Raw genomic sequence first — 26,884 nt, forward strand, 5'->3', positions numbered from 1 at the left:
CCATAGCCGTAGCTATGGCAACGACGAGCAACGACGCATGGCGGCCAACTGGGCGATTTCATGGCAAGGTATCTGCGGAACAGGACACTAAGCCGCCGGATTACAATCGTTGTCTCAGGCTTCCACAAGACGCCCGGCACCGCCGGCATCCACCGAGACAACCATGCTGAACCTCCAGGACTCCTCGCTGCTGCGGCAGCAGTGCTATATCGACGGCCGCTGGATCGACGGCGAGCGCCGCATCGACGTCACCAACCCGGCCACCGGCGAGCGCGTGGGACAGGTCCCGCAACTGGGCGCCGATGAAACCCGCCAGGCCATCGAAGCCGCCAACCGCGCGCTGCCGGCATGGCGCGCCCGCACCGCCAAGGAGCGCTCGGCGCTGCTGCGAAAATGGTTCGAACTGATCATGGCCAGCCAGGAAGACCTGGCGCGCATCATGACCGCCGAACAGGGCAAGCCGATCGCCGAAGCGCGCGGCGAAATCGCCTACGCAGCCTCGTTTATTGAATGGTTTGCCGAGGAAGGCAAGCGCGTCTATGGCGACACCATCCCGGCGCCGGTCAGCAACCAGCGCATTGTCGTGACCAAGGAGCCGGTGGGGGTATGCGCGGCCATCACGCCGTGGAACTTTCCCGCTGCCATGATCACGCGCAAGGCCGGCCCGGCCCTAGCGGTGGGTTGCACCATGGTGCTCAAGCCGGCGTCGCAAACCCCGCTGACAGCGCTGGCGCTGGTGGCCCTGGCCGAGCGCGCGGGCATTCCGGCCGGGGTGTTGTCGGTGGTGACCGGCTCGGCCGGCGCCATCGGCGGCGAGATGAGCAGCAACCCGCTGGTGCGCAAGCTCACCTTCACCGGGTCGACCGAGGTTGGCCGCGTGCTGATGGCCCAGACCGCGTCGACGATCAAGAAGGTGTCGATGGAGCTGGGCGGCAATGCGCCCTTTATCGTGTTCGACGATGCCGACCTGGACGCGGCGGTTGAAGGCGCGATCGTGTCCAAGTACCGCAATGCCGGCCAGACTTGCGTCTGCGCCAACCGCATCTACGTGCAGGCGGGCGTGTATGAGGCGTTTGCGCAGAAGCTGGTGGCGGCAGTGGCGGCCCTGAAGGTCGGCAACGGCATGGAAGACGGCGTGCGCATCGGCCCGCTGATCGACGACAAGGCCGTGGCCAAGGTGGAAGAGCATATCGCCGACGCGCTCGGCAAGGGCGCGCGCCTGCTGCAGGGCGGCCAGCGCCATGCGCTGGGGCATTCTTTCTTCCAGCCGACCGTGCTGGCCGACGTCGGCCCCGGCATGCTGGTCGCGCGCGAGGAAACCTTCGGCCCGCTGGCGCCGCTGTTCCGCTTCGAAACCGAGGATGACGTCGTCGCCATGGCCAACGACACCGAGTTCGGCCTGGCCAGCTACTTCTATGCCCGCGACCTGGGCCGGGTCTGGCGCGTCTCCGAACGCCTGGAATACGGCATGGTGGGCGTCAATACCGGCCTGATCTCCAACGAGGTGGCGCCGTTCGGCGGCGTCAAGCAGTCTGGCGTGGGCCGCGAGGGCTCGCGCTACGGCATCGAGGATTACCTGGTCATCAAGTACACCTGCATGGCCGGTATCTGACCTTCAGCACGCCGTGTCCGCGCACACGGCGCGCCGGGGCTCGGGGCACCGCCCGCCGTGCCGGCAGGTGTCGCGAAAGCGCGCGATCCGGTCATGGACACGCTGCATCTGCTCCAGCTGGTAGCTGGCGCGTGCAGCGCTGTAGCAGGTGCCGAACTCATACAGGGCGCCATCCGCGGCGCGAGACAGTCCTTCCAATGCCTGCGCCAGCTCCCGCCCTTCCACGCTGCGGTGTCGGCGCAGGCGCCAGGACAGGGCCTCCTGGCCCTGCGCAAGCAGGCTCTGCTCAAGGTAGCCAAGCTGCTCGGCAACGGCCTGCGCGCCATGCAGCGCCGACAGGTAGGCACACACCACCGCGAGCCGCTGGTTCATCTCGCCGCCCCGGCCCAGCAGTTCGCGCGCACAGGTGCGCAAGGTATCCGCGTCGAACGATTTGCCTTCGTCGGTGGCTTCCTGCGCATAGGCGGCCAGCGGCAGCACCGTGACTGCCAGCCCTGGCGGCAGCACGCTGGTGAAACGGCTGGCGATCGCGTGCTGCAACGTGCTGTCCAGTTCGCAGCAGGTCGGCACAGCGGCATCGACATAGAATTCCAGCGCCGGCAGCCGCCCGTGGCCCAACGACACCACGGCGCGCGCAGGCGGGTGCCCGGCCATCGCAAGCACCTCGAGTCCGGCCTCGACACAGCGCTGCTCATCGGGCTCTGCCCCCAGTGCCTGGACAATATCCTGCATCTGCAGCGTGCCCGTGATTTCCATGCGGGTTGCCCCGGGCAGGTGGTCCCCCCTGCGGCCGGGGTCGATCGCCATTCGCTTCCATTCGACTTGCGTCATCGCATTGCCCGTCATACAGCCTCCGATTTTGGTTCCACTACCCTCGCTGAGCGGCCATCACGATGGCCGCGTGCATGTTCTGCAGGGCATGCAGCGGCGCAGCGCCGGTGAGCGCGGCCAGCAGCATGCTGTCTTCCAGCCGGAAGCGGCACAGCAGCAGGTTGGAGCGCGCCAGCGCCACCATCTGCTGCGGCGTGAGCGCGGCCAACACACGGCCCACTTCGCGCCCGATGCCGAGCCGGAACAGGGCCTCGGCCTCGTTCTCGCGCATCAGCCGCTGCACCAGCAGCAGGTAGGAGAGGTTCAGGTCCTTGATCTCTCGCAGGCTCTCGCTGACCGGGTCGCTGGCCGGCCCTTCACCCGCGGTGCCAGCCTGTATTGCACGTTCCATTCCGTCCTCTCGCTTGCCGGGATTAGTCATTCGACTGGCACAGCCTGGCCACCGGCCGTGCGGGGTGCAAGCCGCCGGGCACCTGCTCATCGCAAGCAGGCGTGTGCGCGGAGATCATCGGGCGCTCGGCGATGGCCCGCAAGGCAGGCTTGTCGAGCAGCGAGATGGTGCGGTGCCTCACCCGGATCAGCCCGCAGTCGGCCAGCCGCGAGAACTGCCGGCTGACCGTTTCCAGCGTCAGGCCGATATAGCTGCCAATCTCCTCCCGGCTCATGCGCAGCACAAACTCGGAGGACGAGAAGCCGCGCGCCGCAAAGCCTTCAGCCATCCACAGCAGGAAGGTCACCAGCCGCTCTTCGGCGGTCATCAGCGCCAGCATGGTCTGCAGCGCGCGCGAGCGCTGCGCCTGCCCGCCGAGCGCCAGGAACAGCTGGTTGGCAAGCTCCGGCATGCCGGCGGCGGCGCCGCGCAGCGCGTCCATGCCGAGCATGCACAGCTTGGTGTCTTCCAGTGCGGTGGCATAAGACGCATAGTGCGGATGCGCCAGGCTGTCCAGCCCGACCAGGTCCCCGGGGAAATGGAAACCAACCACTTGCGTGCGGCCGTCTTCCGTGGTCACGTGGGTCTTGACCGTGCCGACGCGGATTGCGTAGAGCGAGGTCACGGGGTCGCCCAGCAGGTACAGGCACTGGCCCTTGCGCAGGCGTACCGTGCGGTGGATGCCCCGGGCGCCGCCCGGCAGCCCCCGTGCGCCTCCCAGGCAGAAGCGGGCCAGCTGGCAACCTGCGCTGCACGGCATGCCGTCGCACGGCAGGTGGCATTCGTCTAACTGTGTCATTGGCGCCTCTGGATGGAAGACCTGAAAACCCTTCTGCAACCATTCTATGAAGCCAGCTTCTCCAGACAATCCGCACATTCTGATTTGCAGTACGGAAGCTTCCGACCCTGACCTGCGCCCGGGCGCGAGCTGCCGCACCGGCATCGTGGCACTGCGCGGCTTTGCCAAGGTCGAGCTGGAAACGCTGTTCGGCACCATCGCCCGGCTGCGTCAGCCGGAGTGACCCGCTCCGGCACTGAACCCGACCTTCGCCAATCCCAAACACGCGCCTGCCGGCGCTGCGACACACTGACGGCCATTCCATCGCACCAGATCACAGAAAGGAGACAGCGATGCAAGGTTGGATCAGGCGTGCGGCCGCGGGGCTGATATTTGCGTTCGCGGCCACGGCCGCCGGTACCGCGCTGGCGGACTATCCCGACAAGCCGGTGCGGCTGGTGGTGCCCTTCCCGCCGGGCGGCGCCACCGACCTGCTGGCGCGCGAGATCGGCAACGCGCTGTCGGCGCGGCTGCACCAGCCGGTGGTGATCGACAACCGGCCCGGCGCCGGCGGCAACCTGGCGGCCATCGCAGTGGCGCGGGCCCCGGCCGACGGCTATACGCTGCTGTTCGGCACCTTCGGCTCGCTGGCGGTCAACAAGAGCCTCTATGACAAGCCTGGCTACGATCCGCTGAAGGACTTCGCGCCGGTGGCTTCGGTCGCCTACCTGCCCAACGTGCTGGTGGTGCATCCCAGCGTGCCGGCGCGCACTGTGCAGGAGCTGCTGGCGCTGGCGCGCAAGGAGCCGGGCAAGCTGACCTATGGCTCGTTCGGCAACGGCTCGTCGTCGCACCTGGCGGGCGAGCTGTTCACCCACCTGGCGGGTGTCAATATCACGCACATTCCGTACAAGGGCAGCGCCGCGTCGATGACCGACCTGATCGGCGGGCGCATCACCATGATGTTCGACAGCGTCTCGACCGCGCTGCCGTATATCCGCGACAACCGCGTGCGCGCGCTGGCGGTGACCACGCAGAAGCCCTCTGACCAGCTCCCCGGCGTGCCGACGCTGGCCGCCGCCGGCGTGCCCGGGTATGAGCTGACCGCGTGGTTTGGCGTGGCCGCGCCGGCCGGCACGCCCAAGGCGGTGATCGATCGCCTCAACGGCGAGATCGTGGCGGCGCTGAAGCAGCCGGACCTGGCCGCCAGGCTGGCCAGCCAGGGTACCGTGCCCTTCCCCGCCACGCCGGCGCAGTTCGGCAGCTATATCCGCGCGCAGTACGAGAAGTGGGACAGCCTGATCAAGTCGGCCAATATCAAGCTGGACAACTGATGGCTTGAGTTCAGGCTGTGTCCGGCGCGCCGAAGCGCCACGACAGCCGGCGCGCCGCCTGCCCCACCAGCGCGGCAGTGGCGCCTTCGGTGCTGCTGTCGAAGCTGCCGCTCGAGCCCATCACGGCGATCACCAGCGCCAGGCTGCCGGTGTGGTCGAATACCGGCGCCGCCAGCGTGTCGATGCCCGGCACCGGGTGGCTCAGCGCATTGTCCAGCCGGGCCGCGCGCACCTGTGCCAGGCGCCCGGCGTAGTCCGGCGCCAGCTTGCCGCCGGGCTCAAGCACTTCCGCCGCGGCAGCGCCGGCCATGCGCAATTCGTCCTTTTCCAGCAGGCCCGCCAGCACGTTGGCTGGCAGGTATGCCGCGGCGGTGCGGCCAATCGCGGTATGGACCAGCGACAGCACCGTGCCCACGCGCAGGCTCACGTGCTGGGGCCGCGCCGATTCCTCCAGACGGACCACCGTGGGCCCCAGCGGCCCCAGCACAGCCATGGCCACGCTCAGGCCCGTGGCGCCGGCCAGCTCGATTACCTCCGGTTCCGCCTCGCGCGTCGGCGACAGCCGCTGCAGCGCGATCAGCCCCAGTTCCAGCCCCAGCGGTCCGCACAGGTAGTTGCCCGCGGCATCGCGCGCCAGCAGGCCAGTCTTCTGCAGGCTGACCAGGTGCGGGAACGCCTTGGCCGGCGGCATGCCCGCGGCCAGCGCCAGGTCGCGCAGCGCCAGCGGCCGGCCGGCAGCCACCAGGGCTACCAGCAGCTGGCCGGTGCTGTCCAGCGACTGGATGCCGCGCTGCTGCTTGCCGCCTTCCAGGTCTTGCTGGGCTTCTGTCGCGCTGGTCATGCCGGGCGTCCAGGTTCATCGCGCAGCGCGGCGCCGATGTCCGCCGCCGCGGCCAGCAGAGCCTGCGCCGCCGCGCCGCGCCAGTCCACGTCGATGGCACCGGTCGATCCCACCAGCGTCAGCACCAGCCGCAGCACGCCAGCGGCGTCGAGCACCGGCACGCTGAGGCTGCTGACGGCCGGGCTGGGCGTGTCGATGCTGCGCTCGATGCCGCGCTCGCGGATCTCTCCCAGCCTGGCGCTGAAGGCGGCCAGGTCGGACTCGGTCGCGCCCGGCTGCTGTGCGCGCCATAGCGGCTGCCACAGTGCCGGCGGCTGGTAGGCACAGAACACGCGCCCGGTGGCCGTGGCAGCCAGTGCCATCACCGTGCCCACGTGCAGGTTGACATGCAGCGGCGCGCTGGCCGGCACATAGCGCACGATAGTCGGGCCCTGCGGCCCGGCAATGCTGATTGCCACGCTGAAGCCGGACGCCTGCGCCAGCGCATCCACCCGGGGCTGCGCGGCGCGCCAGGCGGCGTCCTGCTCCAGGTGCAGCATGCCCAGCTGCAGCGACAGCGGCCCGGGCTCGTAGCGGCCGGAGAGGTGGTCGCGCTTGATCACGCCCAGCCGCGTCAGGCTGACCAGGTAGGCATGCGCCTGGGCCGGCGCCAGCTGCGCCGCCTCGGCCAGCGCGGCCAGCGGCATTGGCGCGCGCGCGGCGGCCAGCGCCGCCAGCAGGCGCCCGCCCACCTCCACGCTCTGGATGCCGCGCTGCGCCTTGTCGGCGCGCGCAGCGGGCTCGCCCGCCTGCGTTCCTGCTTCCCCAGCCTTGCGCCTGGCCATTGCCATCCTGTGTGATCGGAAAACACGGATATTAATCGAACGCCTCCCCTTCCCGTGCGCACAGGGGTTTACCCGAATGACCCCGATCCGCTTCCGATGGCGCTCGCTCAATAATTTGTCATAGGCTAATCATTTCGCTATTGATTAATTTTCCAACGTTTCCTAAGATTGCACTACCCCGTCCGAACACGGCGACCCACGTCGTGAGACATCCATAGAAACGGGGGCGAGACAGCCCGCGCGGCCAGCGCAACGCAGCCATCGTGCCCCTGCCGGTGCCGTCTCGCCTCCCCACACAAAGGAAAGACGCCATGTCCAAGGCATTCGCATCCCAGGCCGACCTGGAAGAAAAGCAGATCACCTTTACCCAGCTTTCCGAGAACGCCTGGGCCTACACCGCCGAAGGCGATCCCAACTCGGGCGTGATCATCGGCGACGACGGCGTGCTGATCGTCGACACCACCGCCACGCCGGCCATGGCGCAGGACCTGATCGCCCGCATCCGCACCATCACCGACAAACCCATCAAGTACGTGGTGCTGTCGCACTACCACGCGGTGCGCGTGCTGGGCGCGTCGGCCTACTTTGCCGAGGGCGCGCAGCAGGTCATCGCCAGCCGCGGCACCTACGAGATGATCGTCGAGCGCGGCGAGGCCGACATGAAGTCCGAGATCGAACGCTTCCCGCGCCTGTTCGCCGGCGTCGAGACCGTGCCCGGCCTGACCTGGCCGACGCTGGTGTTCGAGAAGGAAATCACCCTGTTCCTGGGCAAGCTGGAAGTGCGCATCGCCCACCTGGGCTCGGGCCATACCAAGGGCGACACCGTGGTCTGGCTGCCGCAGCAGAAGGTGCTGTTTTCCGGCGACCTGGTCGAGTACGACGCCGCCTGCTACTGCGGCGACGCCCAGCTGGAAGACTGGCCGGCCACGCTGGACGCGCTGCAGGCACTCAACCCCGAAAAGCTGGTGCCCGGCCGCGGCCCCGCGCTGACCACGCCGGAGGAAGTGAAGCAAGGCATCGCCTACACCAAGGACTTCGTCACCACGCTGTTCCAGACCGGCAAGGAAGCCGTGGCCGAGAAGCTCGACCTGAAGGCCGCGATGGCGCACACCCGGCGCGCGATGGACCCCAAGTTTGGCCAGGTCTTTATCTACGAGCACTGCCTGCCTTTTGACGTCTCGCGCGCCTATGACGAGGCCAGTGGCATCCGCCACCCGCGCATCTGGACGGCCCAGCGCGACCAGGAAATGTGGGCCGCGCTGCAGGACTGACCTCCAAAAGAAAAAGTCGGGCAACAAGCTATGGATGGAGACACAGGCATGAGCAGCATCGATTACCAGCGGCTGTCGTTCGAGTATCAGCCCTGCGCCGAGCAACAGACAGCGGCCGACCCGGCCGTCCACCCGGTCGTCGTAGTCGGCGCCGGGCCGATCGGCCTGGCCACCGCCATCGACCTGGCGCAACGCGGCGTGCGCGTGGTGCTGGTGGATGACGACTGCACGCTGTCCACCGGGTCGCGCGCGATCTGTTTTTCCAAGCGCACGCTGGATATCTTCGACCGGCTGGGCTGCGGCGAGCGCATGGTCGACAAGGGCGTGCGCTGGCACGTCGGCAAGGTGTTCCTGCGCGACCAGCAGGTCTACAGCTTCGACCTGCTGCCCGAGAGCGGCCACCGCCGCCCGGCCTTCATCAACCTGCAGCAGTACTACGTCGAAGGCTACCTGCTGGAGCGCGCGCAGGCGCTGCCCAATATCGAGATCCGCTGGCGCAACAAGGTGGTCGGGCTGGAGCAGCGCGGCACGCCCGAGGCCGGCGTGGTGCTGACCATCGAGACGCCTGAAGGCTGCTACCCGCTGGCGGCGCGCTACGTGGTGGCCGCCGACGGTTCGCGCAGCCCGATGCGCAAGCTGCTGGGCCTGGACAGCAAGGGCCGCACCTTCCACGACCGCTTCCTGATTGCCGACGTGAAGATGGAAGCGGATTTCCCGAGCGAGCGCTGGTTCTGGTTCGACCCGCCCTTCCATCCCAACCAGTCGGTGCTGCTGCACCGCCAGCCGGACAACGTCTGGCGCATCGACTTCCAGCTTGGCTGGGACGCCGACCCGGTGCTGGAGAAAACGCCGGAGCGCGTGATTCCGCGGGTGCAGGCGCTGCTGGGCAAGGACGTGAAGTTCGAGCTGGAATGGGTCAGCGTCTATACCTTCTCCTGCCTGCGCATGGACAGCTTCCGCCACGGCAATATCCTGTTCGCCGGCGATGCCGCGCATGGCGTGTCGCCGTTCGGCGCGCGTGGCGCCAACAGCGGCATCCAGGACGCCGAGAACCTGGCCTGGAAGCTGGCCTATGTGCTGCAGGGCCATGCCTGCGACAAGCTGCTGGACACCTACGCCAGCGAGCGCGAATACGCCGCCGACGAGAACCTCCGCAACTCCACCCGTTCCACCGACTTCATCACGCCCAAGAGCGCGGTCAGCCGCGTGTTCCGCGATGCGGTGCTGACGCTGTCCAAGCGCCATGCGTTTGCGCGCACCCTGGTCAACAGCGGGCGGCTGTCGGTGCCCGCGGTGCTGCAGGACTCGCCGCTGAACACCGGTGACGACGCCCAGGGCTATGCCTGCAAGCTGGTGCCTGGCGCGGTCTGCTGCGATGCGCCGGTATCCGGCGCGCAGGGCGCGGGCTGGCTGCTGTCGCACCTGGGCGGGGACTTCACGGTGCTGCTGTTCGGCAACCCTGACGCCATCGATGCGGGCACGCTCGCCGGCCTCGCCGCGCTGAAAGACAGCGGCGTGCCGCTGCGGCTGGTCTACGTGACCGACGCCGCGCAGCCGGCGGTGACCTGCACCAGTGCCACCGTGCTGCGCGACGACGAGGGCCTGGCCGCCGCGCGCTACGGTGCCACGCCCGGCACCTGCTACCTGGTCCGCCCGGACCAGCATGTCTGCGCCCGCTGGCACCGCCCCGACCCGGCCGCGATCCGCGCCGCGCTGGCGCGCGCCACCGGTGCCGACCTGCGCGCCCCGCAGCCCGGCCGCATGGCCGCCTGAGACCGGCCAGACCTGCACCGCGGAGATTCCCATGCCCAATACGCTCAACACCCAGCCCAACCTGGCCCGGCCCGACGACTTCTACGAAGCGCTGATCGAGATGCACCGCGACCTCGACGAGGCGCAAAGCCAGGCCGCCAATGCGCAGCTGATCCTGCTGCTGGCCAACCATATCGGCGACCACGATGTGCTGCTGGCCGCCATGGCCGCCGCGCGCGAAGGCGTGACCGGAATGCCGGCCACCACGCCAGCCTGACCTGATACAGGCGCGGCACCGCCGCGCCTGTCCTGTTCTTTTCCCAGCACCATCCCGGGCCAACGCGCGCAAGACGCTGCCCGCTGGCGGAACCCTCCGGCTGCCCGCCGCCGCAGCCACCACCGTACGGAGACAACGTTCATGAGCCATCCGGTCTCAGGGGATCTTTCGTCCCTATCCAGCCTGACGTCCCCCACCCTGCCCCCCGCCGCACTGGCTTCGCACGATGAAGATGCGCTCTACCGCAAGGTCTGGCTGCGCATCATCCCGTTCCTGTTCGTCTGCTACGTGGTGTCGTTCCTGGACCGCATCAACATCGGCTTCGCCCAGTTGCAGATGAAGCAGGACCTGGGCTTCAGCGACGCCATGTACGGCCTGGGCGCCGCTGTCTTCTACGTCGGCTACGTGCTGTGCGAAGTGCCCAGCAACATGCTGCTGGCGCGCTTTGGCGCGCGGCGCACGTTCACGCGCATCATGGTGCTGTGGGGCCTGGCGTCGGTGGCGATGATGGCCGTCTCCACCCCAACGCAGTTCTATACGCTGCGCTTCCTGCTGGGCGTGTTCGAAGCCGGCTTCTTCCCCGGCATCGTGCTCTACCTGACCTACTGGTTCCCGGCGCGCCGCCGTGCCGCGGTGATGGCGATCTTCTTTGCCGGCGTGGCGGTGGCGGGTGTGCTGGGCGGGCTGGTGTCCGGCTGGATCATGCGCGACATGGCCGGCGTGCTCGGCCTGCAGGGCTGGAAGTGGATGTTTGCGATCGAGGGCGCGCCCGCGGTGCTGCTGGGCCTGGTGGCCGCGCGCTGCCTGGTGGATGGCCCGCAGCAAGCCAGCTGGCTGACCGACAGCGAACGCGCCCACCTGGCGCGTGACACGGCTGCGCAAGCGCATGCCGGCGGCCATTCGCTGCACGCGTTGCGCCACGTGCTGCGCAACCCACGCGTGTACCTGTTCGCGTTTATCTATTTTTCGCTGACCTGCGGTTCGCTGGCGCTGAGCTTCTGGATGCCGCTGATGATCCGCGACTTCGGCATCACCGACGTGATGTCGGTCAGCCTGTATTCGGTGGTGCCCAATGCCGTGGGCGCGGTCGGCCTGATCCTGATCGCGCGCCATTCCGACCGCACCGGCGAGCGCCACCGCCACTTCCTGCTGTGCACGGCAGGCGGTGCGCTGGCCCTGGCGGCACTGACGCTGCACCTGCCCAGCCTGGCGGTGATGCTGGCCATCCTGTCGGTGGCCGCGGTGCTGATCTTTGCCGCGCTGCCGGTGTTCTGGTCGCTGCCGCCCAGCTACCTGCCGGGCGCGGGCGCGGCCGCGGGCATCGCCTTGATCAGCAGCATCGGCATCACCAGCGGCATCGTCAGCCCGTGGGTGATCGGGCAGATCAAGACCCAGACCGGCAGCCTGGACCATGCGCTCTACCTGCTGGCGGCGCTGCTGCTGGCCAGCGGACTGGCCATGTGGCTGGGTGTGCCAAGGCAGCCCGCGCGGCCGGCCTGAACCGGGCCGCAGGCGTCTTCAAAACCGGAATGTCCGCACCCGCGGGGTGCGGCGTTCAGTGGGATCGGCCGCAGGGGATGACGGAGGCGATTTCCTCGCGCATCACCTCGACCACGTCGTCGATCTCCAGCCCTTCGGCCGTGACCAGCACGTCCTGTCCGCGGCCGATCGCGTAGACCACGCCGCGCCAGCGGCCGGGCTCGACGGCCTCGCACAGGCGGATATTGAATTCGGTGTCCTGATCCTGGCTATACACCGTCACCAGGTCGCCCACCTGGGGAGTGCGCACCGCTTCTCCGTCGAACGCCCGGGCCACCACGGTCACCGGCGACTGCGTCAGCCCCCTGGCAAATCTTGCACGCATGGTCCGCTCCTCTTTTTGCGATCCAAGTCCAGCTTACAAGAGGCCCGACAAATAACCAGAGATTTCCATCGGAAAGTGGAACCTGGTGCCCTTTGCGCCTGTCAGACGGCGCCGGATAGACAGCGCGCACAGATGCGCCACAATGAAAGCACCGATCGTCGAGGAGACCCAACATGGGCAGCAACATACACGTCGTGCCGCACGACGAAGGCTGGGATGTGATCCACGAGGGTGCGCGCTATGCGGAATCGCACCACGCCACGCAGGAAGAAGCGGTTGCGGCCGGCACCACGAAGGCGCAGCGCGAACAAGTCGAACTGCTGATCCACGGCCGCGACGGCCAGATCCGCTCGCGCAACAGCTTCGGCCACGATCACCGCAACGTGCCGGGCTAAAAGCCGGCCACAGGTCAGTACGTGCGCATGCCGCGGCCAGGGTGGGCTTCCGAAGCCCCGGCCCGCGCCACGCGCAGGTGATTGACCAGGTCCTTCACACCGAAGGTCTCGTCGGCAATATCCTCGATCCGGTACTTCTGCAGCCGGTCCGGCACACTGCCCTCCAGCGTCACCACGCCTTGCTCGACCCGGACTTCGACATCGCTCGCATTGCGCGCGGCGCCCTGCGTGGTGGCCGGCCGCGCGTGCAATTCGTTCGATACCTTGTAAAAAATGCGGTCGCGGGCCGGCGGCTACGGGCTTGCCTGCGGCGTCCGGTACTGCTGCTGCAGCACGCGAAACAGCTCGTGGTTGCGCGCGGACCCGTGAAGTCACCGATCGGGGCCGGCTGCCGCCGGCGGTTGCTCGTTCGCGCCGGACGTGCGCCGCACACCGGGCTCGTGGAAGGATAGCGGCTCGTTCCGCGCGCCGCCAGTGGCTGCAAGCGCGCGGTGCGAGGCGGCCGTCCACGTCTTGCGGGCCGCGCGCATGCCGCGCAGGTTCATCGCGATCAGCGCCAGCTGCAGGACGATCAGCGCATAGGCGCCGCCATGCCAGCCCCAGGCAATCCACAGCACGTTGCTGGCAAGGAAGACCCAGAAGCCGGCCCGCCGGCGCGCGATCGGGCGTGAGCCGACCAGCCAGGTGGCCACCACCGTCATCACCATCGCCGGCCATTGCGCTGCCTCCAGCCACCAGTCCATTGAGTCTCCCCTTGCGCGGCATTCCCACCGTGCCGGGGACAACCCGCGCTGCCCGACAGGCGCAAGAAGCGTACCGGCGGAGCATCGCGCGCTCATCGGCCACGCTGCCCTGCGCGTTCTTTCCATCGGCACGGCGCGCACCGGTAGTTTTTACAAGCAGTACGGCATCGCGCACATGACGTGCTGCGGCGCTTGCCCTTGAGGCGCCTTGGCCAGGCGCGCAACGGCAACTGGCCGGGCGCGCTGGCACGCACTTCGCATGGCTGTGCCATTCCGCCGGCCGGCCGCGAGGCGCCGGACCGGGATTTTTGTTGCTCCGTCGGAGCGAAACACCGGGAGGACTTTGTGCGGATCTGCCAGATCGACCTGACCGGAACGCCCGATGCCGATGAACACGCGCTCCAGCGCGTGGCGGCACTGGGCTTCGACCACGTACTGATCGGCGGCTGGCCGCACCTGCCCGGCGAAGACGCTTTCGCGGCTTGCGCCCGGCACGGGCTGGCCCCGCTGCTCGACATCTCACTGGACCGCTATGCGGTCGACCACGCCGACGGCGCCGGGCCAGCTCCCGACCCTGGCTGGATCGACAGTGCGGTCCCAGCCTTCGCCCCACACGAGACCGACAGCCACATCCCCGGCGCGCGCCTGCGCTGGCATGACCAGCCCGCGGCCGACGCGCTGGTGCAGTGGTGGACGGCCCGGCTGCGCCTGGCCTGGGCGGCAGGCGCCGTGGGCTTCTGCTGCCGTGCGCCGGCACGCGTACCCGGCAGGCATTGGGCCGCGCTGACCGGCACGCTGCGCAGCGATGCCGTGCCGGCACCGGCGCGCGGTGCACCGTGCTTCCTGGCGTGGACGCCGGGCCTGACGCCGGCGCAACTGGATGACCTGGCGCCCGCCGGCTTCGACGGCGCGTTCTGCTCGCTGCCGTGGTGGGATTTTCGCAGCCCCTGGCTGACCGAGGAAATTGCGCGGCTGCGCCCCTTTGGCCGGGTGCTGGCCGCCCCCGCGCTGACGCCGGCAAGCCATGACGCGCTCAGCGCGCGGCGTGCGCTGTGGACCGCCGCGGCGATCGGCGACGGCATCCTGGTGCCGGCCGGCTTCGAGACCGGCGGCGCGCTGGCACGCGACCCGCTGGCAGCGGATGGCGCCCCGCATCAGGGCGCGCCGTACGACATCACCCATGAGCTGCTGGAAACCAATACCTGGCTGGCTGCGCGCGATCCGGCACCGGCGCTGGCCGTGCGGCTGCTGAGCGGACCCGACGCGCCGCTGACGGTGCTGGCACGGCTGCCTGTGCCGGACGGCGCCTGCGCCCCGCCCGACGCGGCCGGCAACCGTAGCGACCCTGCGGTACCCGACGGCGCCCCCGCCCTGGCAGTGGTGCTCAATCCAGACCCCGCGGCGCCCGGCACGCTGGGCGCCGACCGCGTGCTGAGCGCGCTGCCGCACGCCAGCGCGCACCTGGAATCGTCACTGGGTGGCCCGGGCGGGACCCTCGCCAACCACCGGCTCGATGCGCTGGCCAGCATCACGCTGGCACCCGCCGATATCCGCCTCTATGAAGTGCCACCGGTGCCCCTGACGCGGCCCGGCATGCCGGCAGCCGACGCGCGCGCGCCGCACGGCCATGAAACGCTGGCAGCCACCGGCCTGGGCAGCGTGGTGGCGGCGATGGAGGCCCCGCGTATCGCCATCGAGCACGTCGAACCCGCCTGCAACGAAGGCCGCTTCGCCGTGCGGCGCGTGGTGGGCGAGCGCGTGACCGTCAGTGCCGATATCTGGATGGATGGCCACGACAAGCTTGCCGCCACGGTGTTGTGGCGTGCGCCGGGCGAGACTGGCTGGCACGAAGCGCAGATGCAGCCCGTGATCAACGACCGCTGGGAAGGCAGCTTCCCGCTGGTGGCGCTGGGCCGGCATGAATTCACGGTCGAGGCCTGGCGCGACACCTTCGCCAGCTGGCTCGACGAGATCGGCAAGAAGCGCGCGGCCGGCATCAACGTGGCGCTGGAGATCGAGGAAGGCGCGCGGCTGGTGGCCGATGCGCTGCTGCAGCCCGCCAGCAACGGGAACAAGGACCCTGGCAGGAAGAACAGCCAGAGGCCTCCCGCGGACACGGAGCTCTCCGCCATCGTCGACGAACTCACTGCTGCTGCCGGCGATGACGAGCGCCGCCTGGAACTGCTGCTATCCCAGCGCACCGCGGCCGCGATGCAGGCGGTGATGGCAACGCGCGCGGGGCGCCCGTTTGTGTCGCGCCATCCGCTCGCCATGCCGGTCGAGGCCGATCGCCTGGCCGCCCGCTACGCCAGCTGGTACGAGCTGTTCCCGCGCTCGCAAAGCAATGACGAAAAGCGCCACGGCACCTTTGACGATGCCATCGCCAGGCTGCCCGCCATTCGCGCGATGGGCTTCGACGTTCTTTACCTCACGCCGATCCATCCGATCGGCCGGACCCACCGCAAGGGCCGCAACAACAGCCTTCGCGCCGCCCCTGGCGAACCCGGCAGCCCCTATGCGATCGGCGGCGACGAAGGCGGCCATGATGCGCTGCATCCGGAGCTTGGCAGCTTCGAAGACTTCCGCCGCCTGCGCGACGCGGCCGCCGCCCATGGCCTGGAGCTGGCGCTCGACTTTGCCATCCAGTGCTCGCCCGACCATCCGTGGTTGAAGGACCACCCGGAGTGGTTTGCGCACCGCCCAGACGGTTCGCTGCGCTATGCCGAGAACCCGCCCAAGAAGTACGAGGACATCGTCAACGTCGATTTCTACGCCGCGGCGCCCGCCGGCGCCGCGCTATGGCAGGCCCTGCGCGACGTGGTGATGTTCTGGGCCGACCAGGGCGTGCGCATCTTCCGCGTGGACAACCCGCACACCAAGCCGCTGCCGTTCTGGGAATGGATGATCGCCGACGTGCGCGCGCACCACCCCGACACCATCTTCCTGGCCGAGGCCTTCACCCGGCCGAAGATGATGGCGCGGCTGGCCAAGCTCGGCTTCAGCCAGTCATACACCTACTTCACCTGGCGCAACACCAAGTGGGAGCTGACCGAATATCTGACCGAGCTGACGCAAAGCCCGCTGCGCGATTTCTTCCACCCGCACTTCTTCGTCAACACGCCTGACATCAACCCCTACTTCCTGCACCAGGGCGGGCGCCCGGCGTTCCTGATCCGCGCGGCGCTGGCCACGCTGCTGTCGGGGCTGTGGGGCATGTACAGCGGCTTCGAACTGTGCGAGAGCGCGCCTTTCGTACTGGACGGCAAGGTGCGCGAGGAATACCTCGACTCCGAGAAGTACCAGCTGCGCGTGCGCGAGTGGCAGCAGCCCGGCAATATCGTTGCGGAGATCTCACGGCTTAACGAGATCCGCGCCGGGCACCCGGCGCTGCAGAACCACCTGGGGCTGCGCTTCTACCATGCCGGCAGCGACGCGGTGCTGTGGTTCGCGCGCTTCATGCCGGGCACCGACTACCTGTTCGGCGACGACGTGCTGCTGGCCGCGATCAACCTGGACCCGCGCACGGCGCACGAGACCGATATCGAAATCCCCTTGTGGGAATGGGGGCTGCCCGACCAGGCTGGCCTGGCGGTGCACGACCTGATGCACGGCCGGCGCTTCGAGCTGCGCGGCAAGCACCAGCGCATCCGGCTCGATCCGGCGCAACTGCCCTTCTCGGTCTGGCATGTGCGCCCGCTGCAGCGTCCCGCCCCCCGCCCACCCGCAGCGCCGGCCTCGACCGACCCGCACGGCGCCTGACAGGCATACGAGAGGACACGGATGAGACGCCTTACCGAAACCGGCAGTGCCGCCCTGCTCAACGCCGATCCGCTCTGGTACAAGGACGCGGTCATCTACCAGCTCCACATCAAGTCCTTCTACGACGCCAACGGCGACGGCGTGGGCGATTTTGCCGGGCTGCTGGCCAAGCTCGACTACCTGGTCAACCTGGGCGTGGACACCGTCTGGCTGCTGCCGTTCTATCCGTCGCCGCGACGCGACGACGGCTACGACATCGCCGACTACCGCAACGTCCATCCCGACTACGGCACGCTGGCCGAGGCGCGCCGCTTTATCGCCGCGGCGCACGCGCGCGGGCTGCGCGTGATCACCGAACTGGTGATCAACCACACCTCCGACCAGCACCCGTGGTTCCAGCGCGCGCGCAACGCCAAGCCCGGCTCGGCGGCGCGGCGCTACTACGTGTGGTCGGACCATGACCAGGCCTACGCCGGCACCCGCATCATCTTCTGCGATACCGAGAAGTCCAACTGGAGCTGGGACCCGGTGGCGGGCGCCTACTTCTGGCACCGCTTCTACTCGCACCAGCCGGACCTGAACTTCGACAACCCGCAGGTGCTCAACGAGGTGCTGTCGGTAATGCGCTATTGGCTCGACATGGGCGTCGACGGGCTGCGCCTGGACGCGGTGCCCTACCTGGTCGAGCGCGAAGGCACCAGCAACGAGAACCTGCCCGAGACCCATGCCGTCATCCGCCATATCCGCGCCCACCTCGACGCGCGCTTCCCCGGCCGCATGCTGCTGGCCGAAGCCAATATGTGGCCCGAGGACGCGCAGCAGTACTTCGGCCTGACCGGGCCCGAGCCGGAGGGCGACGAATGCCACATGGCCTTCCACTTCCCGCTGATGCCGCGCATGTACATGGCCATCGCGCGTGAAGACCGCTTCCCGATCACCGACATCATGCGCCAGACGCCGGAGGTGCCGCCCAACTGCCAGTGGGCCATCTTCCTGCGCAACCATGATGAGCTGACGCTGGAGATGGTGACCAGCAGCGAGCGCGACTACCTGTGGGAGGTCTACGCCACCGACCGGCGCGCGCGCATCAACTTGGGCATCCGCCGCCGCCTGGCGCCGCTGATGGAGCGCGACCGCCGCCGCATCGAGCTGATGAACAGCCTGCTGTTCTCGATGCCGGGCACGCCGGTGATCTACTACGGCGACGAGATCGGCATGGGCGACAACATCCACCTGGGCGACCGCGACGGCGTACGCACGCCGATGCAGTGGTCGCCCGACCGCAACGGCGGCTTCTCGCATGCCGACCCCGAGCGCCTGGTGCTGCCGCCGCTGCAAGGCCCGCTGTATGGCTACGAGGCCGTCAACGTCGAGGCGCAGGCGCGCGACCCGCATTCGCTGCTGAACTGGATGCGGCGCATGCTGGCGCTGCGGCGCAAGCACCGCGCCTTTGGCCGCGGCACGCTGCGCTTCCTGTTTCCCGGCAACCGCAAGATCCTGGCCTACCTGCGCGAGTACGAAGACGAGCACATCATGTGTGTGGCCAACCTTTCGCGCGCGCCGCAGGCGGTGGAGCTGGACCTGTCCGCCTTCAACGGCCGCGTGCCGGTGGAGATGATGGGCGCCACCCCCTTTCCCGCGATCGGCACGCTCACTTACCTGCTGACGTTGCCGCCCTATGGCTTCTACTGGTTCGTGCTCAGCGACGAGGCGCAGCCGCCGTCGTGGCACGTGGAGGCGCCTGAGCAAATGCCAGACCAGATCACCCTGGTGATGCAGAACATTGGCCGGCCGGAGCTGACCGACGCCTCGCGCCGCATCATGGCCAGCGACGTGCTGCCGCACTACATCGGCCGGCGCCGCTGGTTCGGCGCCAAGCACGAGCGCATCGAGCGCATCGACCTGGCCTATGTGCTGCCATTTGCGCGCGGCAGCAGTGGCGAAGATGTCTACCTGGCCGAAGTCGAGGTGGTCCTGCCTGGCCGCACCGAACGCTACCAGCTGCCGCTGGGCATCCTGTGGGACCGGGAGAGCGCCGACAGCGTGTCGCAGCTGGCCCATGGCCTGTCGATGGCGCGTGTGCGCCAGGGCAGCCGCGTGGGGCTGGCCACCGACGGTTTCGTGGTCGAGCCCTTCGCCCGCGAGGTGGTGCGCGCGCTGCGCAATGACGTGCAGATGCACGCCGGGAACGACATCGTCCACTTCCGCGCCGAACCCGGCCTGGCCGCGCTGGAACTGGAGCGCGACCCGATCGAATACATGTCGGCCGAGCAGTCCAACAGCTCGCTGTCTTACAACAACACCGCCGTGCTCAAGGTGGTGCGCCGGGTCTCTGGCGGCATCCACCCCGAGGCCGAGATGACGCGCTACCTGACTGCGCAGGGCTATGCGCACGCGGCGCCGCTGCTGGGCGAGGTGGTGCGCACCGGGCCGGATGGCGTGCCGCATACGCTGATGCTGCTGCAGGGCTATGTCCTGAACCAGGGCAATGGCTGGGACTGGACCCTGGACTACCTGGGCCGCGCCATCGATGACGCGCTGCCCTCGCAGGAGAGCGAGGACGAGTTTGCCGAGGCCATGAACGGCTACGCCGCGCTGGCCGGCACGCTTGGCCGCCGGCTGGCCGAGCTCCATGCGGTGCTGGCACGGCCCACCGGCGACGACGCCTTCGCGCCGTTGCCGGCAACCGAAGGCGATGCGCGCGCGTGGGCCGAGCAAGCCATGCGTGCGCTGCAGCGCACGATGACGCGGCTGGAGTCTCCGCCCGCCACCGTGCCGGGACCGGTGCGCCAGGCCTTCGAGGCCGACGTGCAGACCCTGATGGCCGCGCGCGAGGCGCTGCCCGCGCTGGTCGAACAGCTTGCCGCTGCCGCGCCGGGCAGCCTGCAGACGCGCATCCACGGCGACTTCCACCTGGGCCAGGTGCTGATTGCGCAGAACGACACCTACCTGGTCGACTTCGAAGGCGAGCCCGGCTTGCCGCTGGACTGGCGCCGGCGCAAGACCTCGCCGCTGCGCGATGTGGCCGGGCTGCTGCGCTCGCTGGACTACGCCGCGGCCACGGTCGGCACCGACCGCCAGGAGCGCACCCACAGCGAACTGCCGCCGCAGCTGGCCGAACGCCGCGCGGTGCTGCTGGAGCGCTTCCGCACCACCGCCAGCGAAGCCTTCCTGAACTGCTACCACCAGCACATGCAGGACTCGGGCGCACCCTGGGTCGCGCCCGACCAGCTGCAGCCATTGCTGGACCTGTTCCTGCTGGAACGGGCGGCCTATGAGGTCGACTACGAAGCCGCCAACCGGGTAGCGTGGATCGACCTGCCGGTCAGCGGCCTGGCGCGCCTGCTGCGCAAGCTGGTGGCGCCGGGAGACCAGCCATGACCCCCGCCCATGGCACGCAGCCTGGCATGCTGCCGGGCCACGAGCTCGAGGCCCTGCTCGGTGCGCGCCACCATGACCCGTTTGCCGTGCTGGGTCCGCATCCTGATGGCGACAGCACGCTGGTGCGTGCCTGCCTGCCAGGGGCGGTGTCGGCGCAGTTGACCGATGCGGGCGGCACGCCCCTGGCGGAGATGGCGCGGCTGCACGGCGGCGGCGTCTTCGCCGCGCGGCTGCCACGCGAATACAAGGGCAGTTCGCCCGATTACCGGCTGCGCGTGCAATGGTCCGACGGCAGCGGGCAGTGCAGCGCCGACCCTTACGCCTTTGGCCTGCTGCTGGGCGAGCTGGACCTGCACCTGATCGCCGAGGGCCGCCACTTCGAGCTGGGCGCCTGCCTGGGCGCGCAGTGGCAGCGCGTGGACGGCATCGACGGCGTGCGCTTTGCCGTGTGGGCGCCGAACGCGCAGCGGGTCTCGGTGATCGCTGACTTCAACGGCTGGCACCCGGCGCGGCACCCGATGCGGCTGCGCCACCCCAGCGGCATCTGGGAGCTGTTCATCCCCGCCGCGCTGGGCGCGCAGCCCGGCAGCCGCTACAAGTACGACCTGCTCGACCCGCACGGCACCGAGCTGCCGGACAAGGCCGACCCGCTCGCGCTGGCCACCGAGGCGCCCCCCGCCACCGCCTCGGTGGTGGCCGGACCGGACCAGGGCGCGCCCCCCTTCGCCTGGCATGACGCCGACTGGATGGCGCGCCGCGGCGCCGCTGATCCCTATGCCGCGCCGATGTCCGTCTATGAAGTCCATGCCCTGTCGTGGCTGCAGGCGGCCAACGACCCGCAACGCGGCTGGGAAATCCTGGCCGAGAGGCTGGTGCCGTACGTGCAGGAACTGGGCTTTACCCATATCGAGCTACTGCCCATCACCGAGCACCCGTTTGGCGGCTCCTGGGGCTACCAGCCGCTGTCGCTGTACGCGCCCACCGCGCGGCTGGGGCCACCGCAAGCCTTCGCCGCGTTTATCGACCGCTGCCACCAGGCCGGCATCGGCGTGATCCTGGACTGGGTGCCCGCGCACTTCCCGACCGATCCGCACGGGCTGGCGCGCTTCGACGGCACCGCGCTCTATGAGCACAAGGACCCGCGCGAAGGCTTCCACCAGGACTGGAACACCTTGATTTACAACCTCGGCCGCAACGAGGTGCGCGGCTTCCTGCTGGCCGGCGCGCTGCACTGGCTGGAGCACTTCCACGCCGACGGCCTGCGCGTGGATGCGGTGGCATCCATGCTCTACCGAGACTACAGCCGCGAGCCCGGCCAGTGGGTCCCCAACCGCTTCGGCGGCCGGGAAAACCTGGAAGCCGTCGACTTCCTGCGCGAACTGAACGCCGTGGTCCACGAACGCTGCCCCGGTGCGCTGACCATCGCCGAAGAATCCACCGCGTGGCCCGGCGTGACCGCCAGCGTCGCCAGCGGCGGGCTTGGCTTCGACTTCAAGTGGAACATGGGCTGGATGCACGACACGCTGCACTATCTCGGGCACGAGCCCGTCCACCGCGCCTGGCACCACCAGGACATGACCTTCGGGCTGGTCTATGCGTGGTCCGAGGCCTTCGTGCTGCCGCTGTCGCATGACGAGGTGGTGCACGGCAAGGGCTCGATGATCGGCAAGGTGCCCGGCGACGACTGGCAACGCTTTGCCGGCCTGCGCGCCTACTACGGCTTCATGTGGGCGCACCCGGGCAAGAAGCTGCTGTTCATGGGCGGCGAGCTGGCGCAATGGCAGGAATGGAACCACGATGCCGAGCTTGACTGGGCCTTGCTGGACCACCCCATGCACCGCGGCATGCACACGCTGGTGCGCGACCTGAACCGCCTCTACCGCGAGTTGCCCGCGCTGCATGCGCTGGACCACCGCCCCGAAGGCTTCCACTGGGTGGTGGGCGACGACAACCACAACAGCGTGTTCGCGTGGCTGCGCCGCGCGGGCCCTTACAGCCGCGAAGTGGTGCTGGTGGTGGTCAACATGACCCCGGTGCCGCGCTATGGCTACCGGCTTGGGGTACCGTACGCCGGCGCCTGGCAGGAATGCCTGAATACCGATGCTGCCGTGTATGGCGGCAGCAACGTCGGCAACGGCGGCGCGGTAGCGGCGGTGGACGTGCCTTCGCACGGGCAGCCGGCTTCGCTCGCGCTGACGCTGCCGCCGCTGGCCACGCTGGTGCTGCGCTTCGATCCAGGTGGTGGCATCCAGGGCGCATCGACATGAGCCGCCAGTTCGCGGACCGGCTGCTGCCGGGCAAGCCGTATCCCCTCGGGGCCCACTGGGACGGCCTGGGTGTCAATTTCGCGGTGTTCTCGGCCCATGCCTCGCGCATCGACCTGTGCCTGTTCTCCGACAACGGGCGCAAGGAGTTGGCGCGCCTGAAGCTGCCGGAATGCACCGACGAGATCTGGCACGGCTACCTGCCCAATGCGGCGCTCGGCACGCTGTACGGCTACCGCGCGCACGGCCCCTACGATCCCGCGCACGGCCACCGCTTCAACCCGCACAAGCTGCTGCTGGACCCGTATGCGCGCCAGTTGAGCGGCCCGGTGCGCTGGTCCGATGCGCTGTTCGGCTACCGCCTGCAAAGTGCGCGCGGCGACCTGACACCGGACCGCCGCGACAGCGCTCCCACCATGCCCAAGGCGGTGGTGGTCGACGAAAGCTTCCACTGGGGCGACGACCGCCCGCCCGCGGTGCCGTGGCCGTCCACCGTCATCTATGAAGCCCACCTGCGTGGCCTGTCGATGCTGCGCGGCGACCTGCTGCCCAACCTGCGCGGTTCCTTTGCCGCGCTGTGCGACCCGCGCTTTATCGACCACCTGGTGCAGCTCGGCATCACCACCGTCGAGCTGCTGCCGATCCACGCCATCCTGCAGGACCGCTTCCTGCTGGAGCGCGGACTGCGCAACTACTGGGGCTACAACACCATGGCGTACTTCGCGCCTGAGCCCGCCTACCTGGGCACCGGGCAACTGCAGGAATTCAAGGTGGCGATGCGGCGCCTGCACGCCGCCGGCATCGAAGTGATCCTGGACGTGGTCTACAACCATACCTGCGAGGGCAACGAGCTGGGGCCGACGGTGTCGTGGCGCGGGCTGGACAACGCCAGCTACTACCGGCTGGTGCCGGGCGACGAGCGCCACTACATCAACGACACCGGCTGCGGCAATACGCTCAACCTGTCGCATCCGCGCGTGCTGCAGATGGTGATGGACTCGTTGCGCTACTGGGTGCAGTGCTACCACGTCGATGGCTTCCGCTTCGACCTGGGCACCACCCTCGGGCGCGAGGGCAATGGCTTCGATGCGGGCTCGGGCTTTTTCGATGCGCTGATGCAGGATTCGGTGCTGAGCCGCGTCAAGCTGATCTCCGAGCCATGGGACCTGGGCCCGGGCGGCTACCAGCTTGGCAACCACCCGCCCGGCTTTGCCGAGTGGAACGACAAGTTCCGCGACGTGGCGCGCCGCTTCTGGCGCGGCGACGCCGGCCACCGCGGCGAACTGGCGGCGCGGCTGGCGGCCTCGGCCGACCTCTTCGACCGCCGCCACCGGCGCCCGTGGGCCAGCATCAACTTCATCACCGCGCACGACGGCTTCACGCTGGCCGACCTGGTCAGCTACAGCAGCAAGCACAACGAGGCCAACGGCGAAGACAACCGCGACGGCACCGACGACAACGCCAGCGCCAACTGGAGCCCCGACGGCAGCATCGAAGGCCCCACCGACGACCCCGCCATCCTGGCCTGCCGCGCGCACGTGGCGCAGGCGCTGATGGCCACGCTGCTGCTGTCGCAGGGCACGCCGATGCTGACCGCCGGCGATGAATGGGGCCGCAGCCAGCAAGGCAACAACAACGCCTACTGCCAGGACGACGAGATCTCATGGCTGGACTGGAAGCAGGCCCAGACGCCTGGCGCACAGCCGCTGCAGCACATGGTGCGCCGCCTGCTGGCGCTGCGCCGGCGGCTGCACTCCCTGGCCGGCGACCGCTTCGCGCACGGGCGCGAAGTGCCGGCGCAGGGCATTGCCGATATTGCCTGGTTCGATACCGACGGCAAACCGCCCACCCCCGAGGAATGGGCCGACCCGGAGATCCGCACGCTCGCGCTGCGCCGCGCGGCCGCGCCGCCCCAACCGGAGCGTGCACAGCTGGGCTCGATGGCGCAAGAGGAAGATAGCGATGCCGACACCGTGCAGGTAACCCTGCTGCTGCTCAACGCCGGCGATGCCGATGCATCCTTCCTGCTGCCCGAGCCCGCGCTGGCCTGGACGCTGCTGTTCGACAGCAGCCGGCCCGACGCCACCGAGGCCGAACTCGCGGGCGAGGCGGTCGCCGACAGCCAGGCGGTGGCGGGCCACTCGCTGGTGCTGCTGGCGGCCCCGGCCCGCAGCCGCCAGAGCGCGCCCCAGGAAAGCCCGCCCCTGGGCGCGCCGCAGGAAAGCCCGCCTCCGGGCGCGCCGCAGGAGGCACAAGCGTGAGCCGGCGCGCCACCCGCCACGACGCGCCCACGCCGCTGCATGCGCTGGCGCTGCGCGCGGGCCTGCTGCCCCAGTGGACGGATGCCTGGAACCAGCCCCAGACTGTGTCCGACGCCGCGCTGCGGCGCGTGCTGGACGGCCTGGGCCTGCCCGGCGCCACCACTGGCCAGTGCGAAGCGTCGCGCGCGTGGCTTGCCTCCGATGACGCCGCGCATGCACTGCCGCCGCTGGTCACCGCCGAGCGCGGCAAGCCGGTGGCGGTGCCGTGGCCGCACACGCTGCCGCAGCGGTCCTACCGGCTGACGCTGGAAGACGGCGCCATCGTCACCGGCACCGCGGTGCGTGGCAACGATGGCAGCGCGCGCGACAGCGACGGCACCATGCTGCTGCCCGCCATCGACGTATGCGGCTACCACCGGCTGGATCTGGGCGATGCGCACACCGTGCTGGCGATCGCGCCGCCGCGCTGCTACGGCGTTGCCGATGCGCTGCGGCACGCCGGCCGCGCGGGCGAACTGACCCGGCCCTGGGGCCTGGCAGTGCAGCTCTACGGCCTGCGCCGCGGCGCGCCCTGCGGCATGGGTGACCTGAGCGCGCTGGCGCAGTGCTGCATCAGCGCGGCCGGCGCCAGCGCCGACGCCGTGGCCATCAACCCGCTGCACGCCGGCTTTGCCGCCCTGCCCGAGCGCTATAGCCCGTATGCGCCGTCCAGCCGCCTGTTCCTGAATCCGCTCTATGCCGACCCCGCCGTGCAATTCGGGCAGGCCGCGGTAGACTGGGCCGTCGCCGCGCTCGGCGCGGGCGAGTCGCTGCAAGCGCTGGAAGCCCGCAGCCAGATCGACTGGATCAAGCTGACGCCGCTGCGCTACGCCATCCTGCGGTGGCTATGGGATCGCAGCGAAGCGCTGCTGCCGCGCGCGGCGCTCGATGACTGCGCCGCCTTTCGCGCGCGCGGCGGCACCGCGTTGCACGCGCACGCCTGCTACGAGGCCATCCAGGCCCGGCGGCTGGCCGACAGCGCCAACGGCATGAACCACAACCCCGCGCCTGACTGGCGCTGCTGGCCGGTCACGCTGCGCTCGCCCGGCGATGCCGCCGTGGCGGCCTTTGCACAGGCCCATGCCGATGAGGTCGCCTACCACGCTTTCCTGCAATGGATCGCCGCCGACGGCATGGCACGCGCGCAGCGTGCGGCGCGCGGCGCGGGCATGGCGGTCGGCATCGTCTCCGACCTGGCGGTGGGCGCCGACCCTGGCGGCAGCCAGGCCTGGACGCGGCAACAGGAAATCCTGGCAGGCTTCCATGCCGGCGCGCCGCCGGACCTGTACAACCCGCTCGGGCAGGACTGGGGCGTGGCGGTGTTCTCGCCGCGCGGGCTGCGCCGCCACGGCTATGCGGCCTTCCTGGAGATGCTGCGCGCCAACCTGGCCCATGCCGGCGGGCTGCGCATCGACCATGTGCTGGGCCTGGCACGCATGTGGCTGGTGCCGGCCGGTGCCCCGGCCAGCGAAGGCGCCTACCTGCGCTATCCGCTGCAGGACATGTTGCGGCTGGTGGCGCTGGAATCATGGCGGCATCGCGCGATCATCATCGGCGAGAACCTGGGCACGGTGCCGCCGGAGCTGAATGCAGCGCTGTCGGCCCGTGGCGTGCTGGGCATCGATGTGCTGTGGTTCCAGCGCGAAGAGAGCGCGCCAGCCGATGCGGCGAAGGCAGATCACCGGGTGCCCGCCCCTGCGCTCGACACCGCGCCGGCCTTCCTGCCTCCCGCAGCCTGGCCGCCCGATGCCGTCGCCACCACCTCGACGCATGACCTCCCCACAGTCACCGGCTGGTGGGCCGGCCGTGACCTTGCGTGGCGCGACCGGCTGCACCTGCTGGCGCCCGGCGAAACCCTCGAAGCGATGCAAGCCGGCCGAGCGCGCGAGCGCGGCGCGCTATGGCGGGCGCTGCGCGAAGCGGGGCTGTGCAGCGGCGCCGTGCCGGGCCCCGCCCATGCCCCGCTCGATGCCGTGCTGGCGTGGCTGGGCACGGCGCGCACCGCCATGCGCCTGGTGCCGCTGGAAGACCTGCTGGGCGAAGCCGAGCAGCCCAACCTGCCCGGCACCACCAGCGTCCATCCCAACTGGCAGCGCAGGCTCGATGCCGATGTACGTGCGCTGTTCGATACCCCGGCGGTGCAGGCGCGCGCCGACGCCTTGCGCGGCGGCAGGCACGGCGCACGCCATCCGCCGCCACGCGCGTAGCCACGGGTCGCCCGCGAAAAG

General features: G+C 69.5%; 21 protein-coding genes. 13 read left to right on the forward strand and 8 right to left on the reverse strand.

The genetic code is table 11. From position 1 onward, the window contains the following. Nucleotides 1-163 precede the first annotated feature (163 nt). Complete coding sequence (gabD, locus tag ACW4E8_RS26915; RefSeq protein WP_456807297.1) at nt 164-1,612, forward strand: NADP-dependent succinate-semialdehyde dehydrogenase; 1,449 nt, start codon at nt 164-166, stop codon at nt 1,610-1,612. Nucleotides 1,613-1,615: 3 nt separating this feature from the next. Here gabD and ACW4E8_RS26920 read toward each other — a convergent pair whose 3' ends face one another. Genes ACW4E8_RS26920 through ACW4E8_RS26930 form a run of 3 tightly spaced genes read right to left on the reverse strand, consistent with a single transcriptional unit; the run spans nt 1,616 to nt 3,672 of the window. Beyond that, nucleotides 1,616-2,458, reverse strand: coding sequence for a hypothetical protein (locus ACW4E8_RS26920; RefSeq protein WP_456807298.1), 843 nt, complete (start codon nt 2,456-2,458; stop codon nt 1,616-1,618). A 22-nt stretch (nt 2,459-2,480) separates the two neighbouring features. Continuing rightward, nucleotides 2,481-2,834: a flagellar transcriptional regulator FlhD gene (flhD, locus tag ACW4E8_RS26925; protein WP_456807299.1), complete on the reverse strand. Its 354-nt coding sequence runs from the start codon at nt 2,832-2,834 to the stop codon at nt 2,481-2,483. Between the two features lie 22 nt (nt 2,835-2,856). Continuing rightward, nucleotides 2,857-3,672: a helix-turn-helix domain-containing protein gene (locus tag ACW4E8_RS26930; RefSeq protein ID WP_456807300.1), complete on the reverse strand. Its 816-nt coding sequence runs from the start codon at nt 3,670-3,672 to the stop codon at nt 2,857-2,859. 46 nt (nt 3,673-3,718) lie between these two features. On the opposite strand from ACW4E8_RS26930, the gene ACW4E8_RS26935 reads away from it, so the two are divergent. Together ACW4E8_RS26935 and ACW4E8_RS26940 are read left to right on the forward strand one after the other, a co-directional pair. Further along, nucleotides 3,719-3,895: a hypothetical protein gene (locus ACW4E8_RS26935; RefSeq protein WP_456807301.1), complete on the forward strand. Its 177-nt coding sequence runs from the start codon at nt 3,719-3,721 to the stop codon at nt 3,893-3,895. A gap of 109 nt (nt 3,896-4,004) precedes the next feature. Then, a complete protein-coding gene (locus tag ACW4E8_RS26940; protein ID WP_456807302.1) occupies nt 4,005-4,985 on the forward strand; it encodes a Bug family tripartite tricarboxylate transporter substrate binding protein in 981 nt (326 codons plus the stop codon). A 10-nt stretch (nt 4,986-4,995) separates the two neighbouring features. Here the strand turns inward: ACW4E8_RS26940 and ACW4E8_RS26945 are convergent, their stop codons facing one another. Together ACW4E8_RS26945 and ACW4E8_RS26950 are read right to left on the reverse strand one after the other, a co-directional pair. Then, on the reverse strand, nt 4,996-5,826 hold the full coding sequence (locus ACW4E8_RS26945; protein ID WP_456807303.1) for an IclR family transcriptional regulator: 831 nt from the start codon (nt 5,824-5,826) through the stop codon (nt 4,996-4,998). Further along, nucleotides 5,823-6,650: an IclR family transcriptional regulator gene (locus ACW4E8_RS26950; RefSeq protein WP_456807304.1), complete on the reverse strand. Its 828-nt coding sequence runs from the start codon at nt 6,648-6,650 to the stop codon at nt 5,823-5,825. Before ACW4E8_RS26950 ends, ACW4E8_RS26945 begins: the two co-directional genes overlap by 4 nt. 311 nt (nt 6,651-6,961) lie before the next feature. On the opposite strand from ACW4E8_RS26950, the gene ACW4E8_RS26955 reads away from it, so the two are divergent. The 4 genes from ACW4E8_RS26955 to ACW4E8_RS26970 all read left to right on the forward strand — a co-directional run bounded on the left by ACW4E8_RS26955 (nt 6,962) and on the right by ACW4E8_RS26970 (nt 11,450). Beyond that, on the forward strand, nt 6,962-7,921 hold the full coding sequence (locus ACW4E8_RS26955; protein WP_456807305.1) for an MBL fold metallo-hydrolase: 960 nt from the start codon (nt 6,962-6,964) through the stop codon (nt 7,919-7,921). Nucleotides 7,922-7,969: 48 nt separating this feature from the next. Further along, nucleotides 7,970-9,694: an FAD-dependent oxidoreductase gene (locus ACW4E8_RS26960; RefSeq protein WP_456807306.1), complete on the forward strand. Its 1,725-nt coding sequence runs from the start codon at nt 7,970-7,972 to the stop codon at nt 9,692-9,694. Between the two features lie 31 nt (nt 9,695-9,725). Continuing rightward, nucleotides 9,726-9,950, forward strand: coding sequence for a DUF2783 domain-containing protein (locus ACW4E8_RS26965; protein WP_456807307.1), 225 nt, complete (start codon nt 9,726-9,728; stop codon nt 9,948-9,950). Nucleotides 9,951-10,091: 141 nt separating this feature from the next. Continuing rightward, nucleotides 10,092-11,450, forward strand: coding sequence for an MFS transporter (locus ACW4E8_RS26970; protein ID WP_456807308.1), 1,359 nt, complete (start codon nt 10,092-10,094; stop codon nt 11,448-11,450). A 55-nt stretch (nt 11,451-11,505) separates the two neighbouring features. On the opposite strand, the gene ACW4E8_RS26975 is transcribed toward ACW4E8_RS26970, so the two are convergent. Further along, nucleotides 11,506-11,814: a hypothetical protein gene (locus ACW4E8_RS26975; protein WP_010814535.1), complete on the reverse strand. Its 309-nt coding sequence runs from the start codon at nt 11,812-11,814 to the stop codon at nt 11,506-11,508. A gap of 173 nt (nt 11,815-11,987) precedes the next feature. Between ACW4E8_RS26975 and ACW4E8_RS26980 the strand changes: the two genes are divergently transcribed. Further along, nucleotides 11,988-12,209: a DUF2188 domain-containing protein gene (locus ACW4E8_RS26980; RefSeq protein WP_456807309.1), complete on the forward strand. Its 222-nt coding sequence runs from the start codon at nt 11,988-11,990 to the stop codon at nt 12,207-12,209. A 14-nt stretch (nt 12,210-12,223) separates the two neighbouring features. Here ACW4E8_RS26980 and ACW4E8_RS26985 read toward each other — a convergent pair whose 3' ends face one another. Both ACW4E8_RS26985 and ACW4E8_RS26990 read right to left on the reverse strand, forming a co-directional pair. Further along, nucleotides 12,224-12,460 carry a BON domain-containing protein gene (locus ACW4E8_RS26985; protein ID WP_456807310.1) on the reverse strand — a complete coding sequence of 79 codons (237 nt, stop codon included), beginning with the start codon at nt 12,458-12,460 and terminating at the stop codon, nt 12,224-12,226. A gap of 120 nt (nt 12,461-12,580) precedes the next feature. Continuing rightward, on the reverse strand, nt 12,581-12,952 hold the full coding sequence (locus ACW4E8_RS26990; RefSeq protein WP_456807311.1) for a hypothetical protein: 372 nt from the start codon (nt 12,950-12,952) through the stop codon (nt 12,581-12,583). Nucleotides 12,953-13,297: 345 nt separating this feature from the next. Between ACW4E8_RS26990 and ACW4E8_RS26995 the strand changes: the two genes are divergently transcribed. From ACW4E8_RS26995 to malQ, 5 genes are read left to right on the forward strand one after another with little or no spacing between them, the layout of a single operon-like run. Then, the gene (locus tag ACW4E8_RS26995) at nt 13,298-16,711 is read left to right on the forward strand and encodes a maltotransferase domain-containing protein (RefSeq protein WP_456807422.1); all 3,414 of its coding nucleotides are present in this window, start codon (nt 13,298-13,300) and stop codon (nt 16,709-16,711) included. A 21-nt stretch (nt 16,712-16,732) separates the two neighbouring features. Next, nucleotides 16,733-20,092, forward strand: coding sequence for a maltose alpha-D-glucosyltransferase (gene treS / locus ACW4E8_RS27000; protein ID WP_456807312.1), 3,360 nt, complete (start codon nt 16,733-16,735; stop codon nt 20,090-20,092). Next, nucleotides 20,089-22,359: a 1,4-alpha-glucan branching protein GlgB gene (gene glgB / locus ACW4E8_RS27005; RefSeq protein WP_456807313.1), complete on the forward strand. Its 2,271-nt coding sequence runs from the start codon at nt 20,089-20,091 to the stop codon at nt 22,357-22,359. Before treS ends, glgB begins: the two co-directional genes overlap by 4 nt. Beyond that, nucleotides 22,356-24,617 carry a glycogen debranching protein GlgX gene (glgX, locus tag ACW4E8_RS27010; protein ID WP_456807314.1) on the forward strand — a complete coding sequence of 754 codons (2,262 nt, stop codon included), beginning with the start codon at nt 22,356-22,358 and terminating at the stop codon, nt 24,615-24,617. Before glgB ends, glgX begins: the two co-directional genes overlap by 4 nt. Further along, nucleotides 24,614-26,863: a 4-alpha-glucanotransferase gene (gene malQ / locus ACW4E8_RS27015; protein ID WP_456807315.1), complete on the forward strand. Its 2,250-nt coding sequence runs from the start codon at nt 24,614-24,616 to the stop codon at nt 26,861-26,863. Before glgX ends, malQ begins: the two co-directional genes overlap by 4 nt. Nucleotides 26,864-26,884 lie beyond the last annotated feature (21 nt).

It is taken from the genome of Cupriavidus sp. CP313, assembly GCF_054072015.1.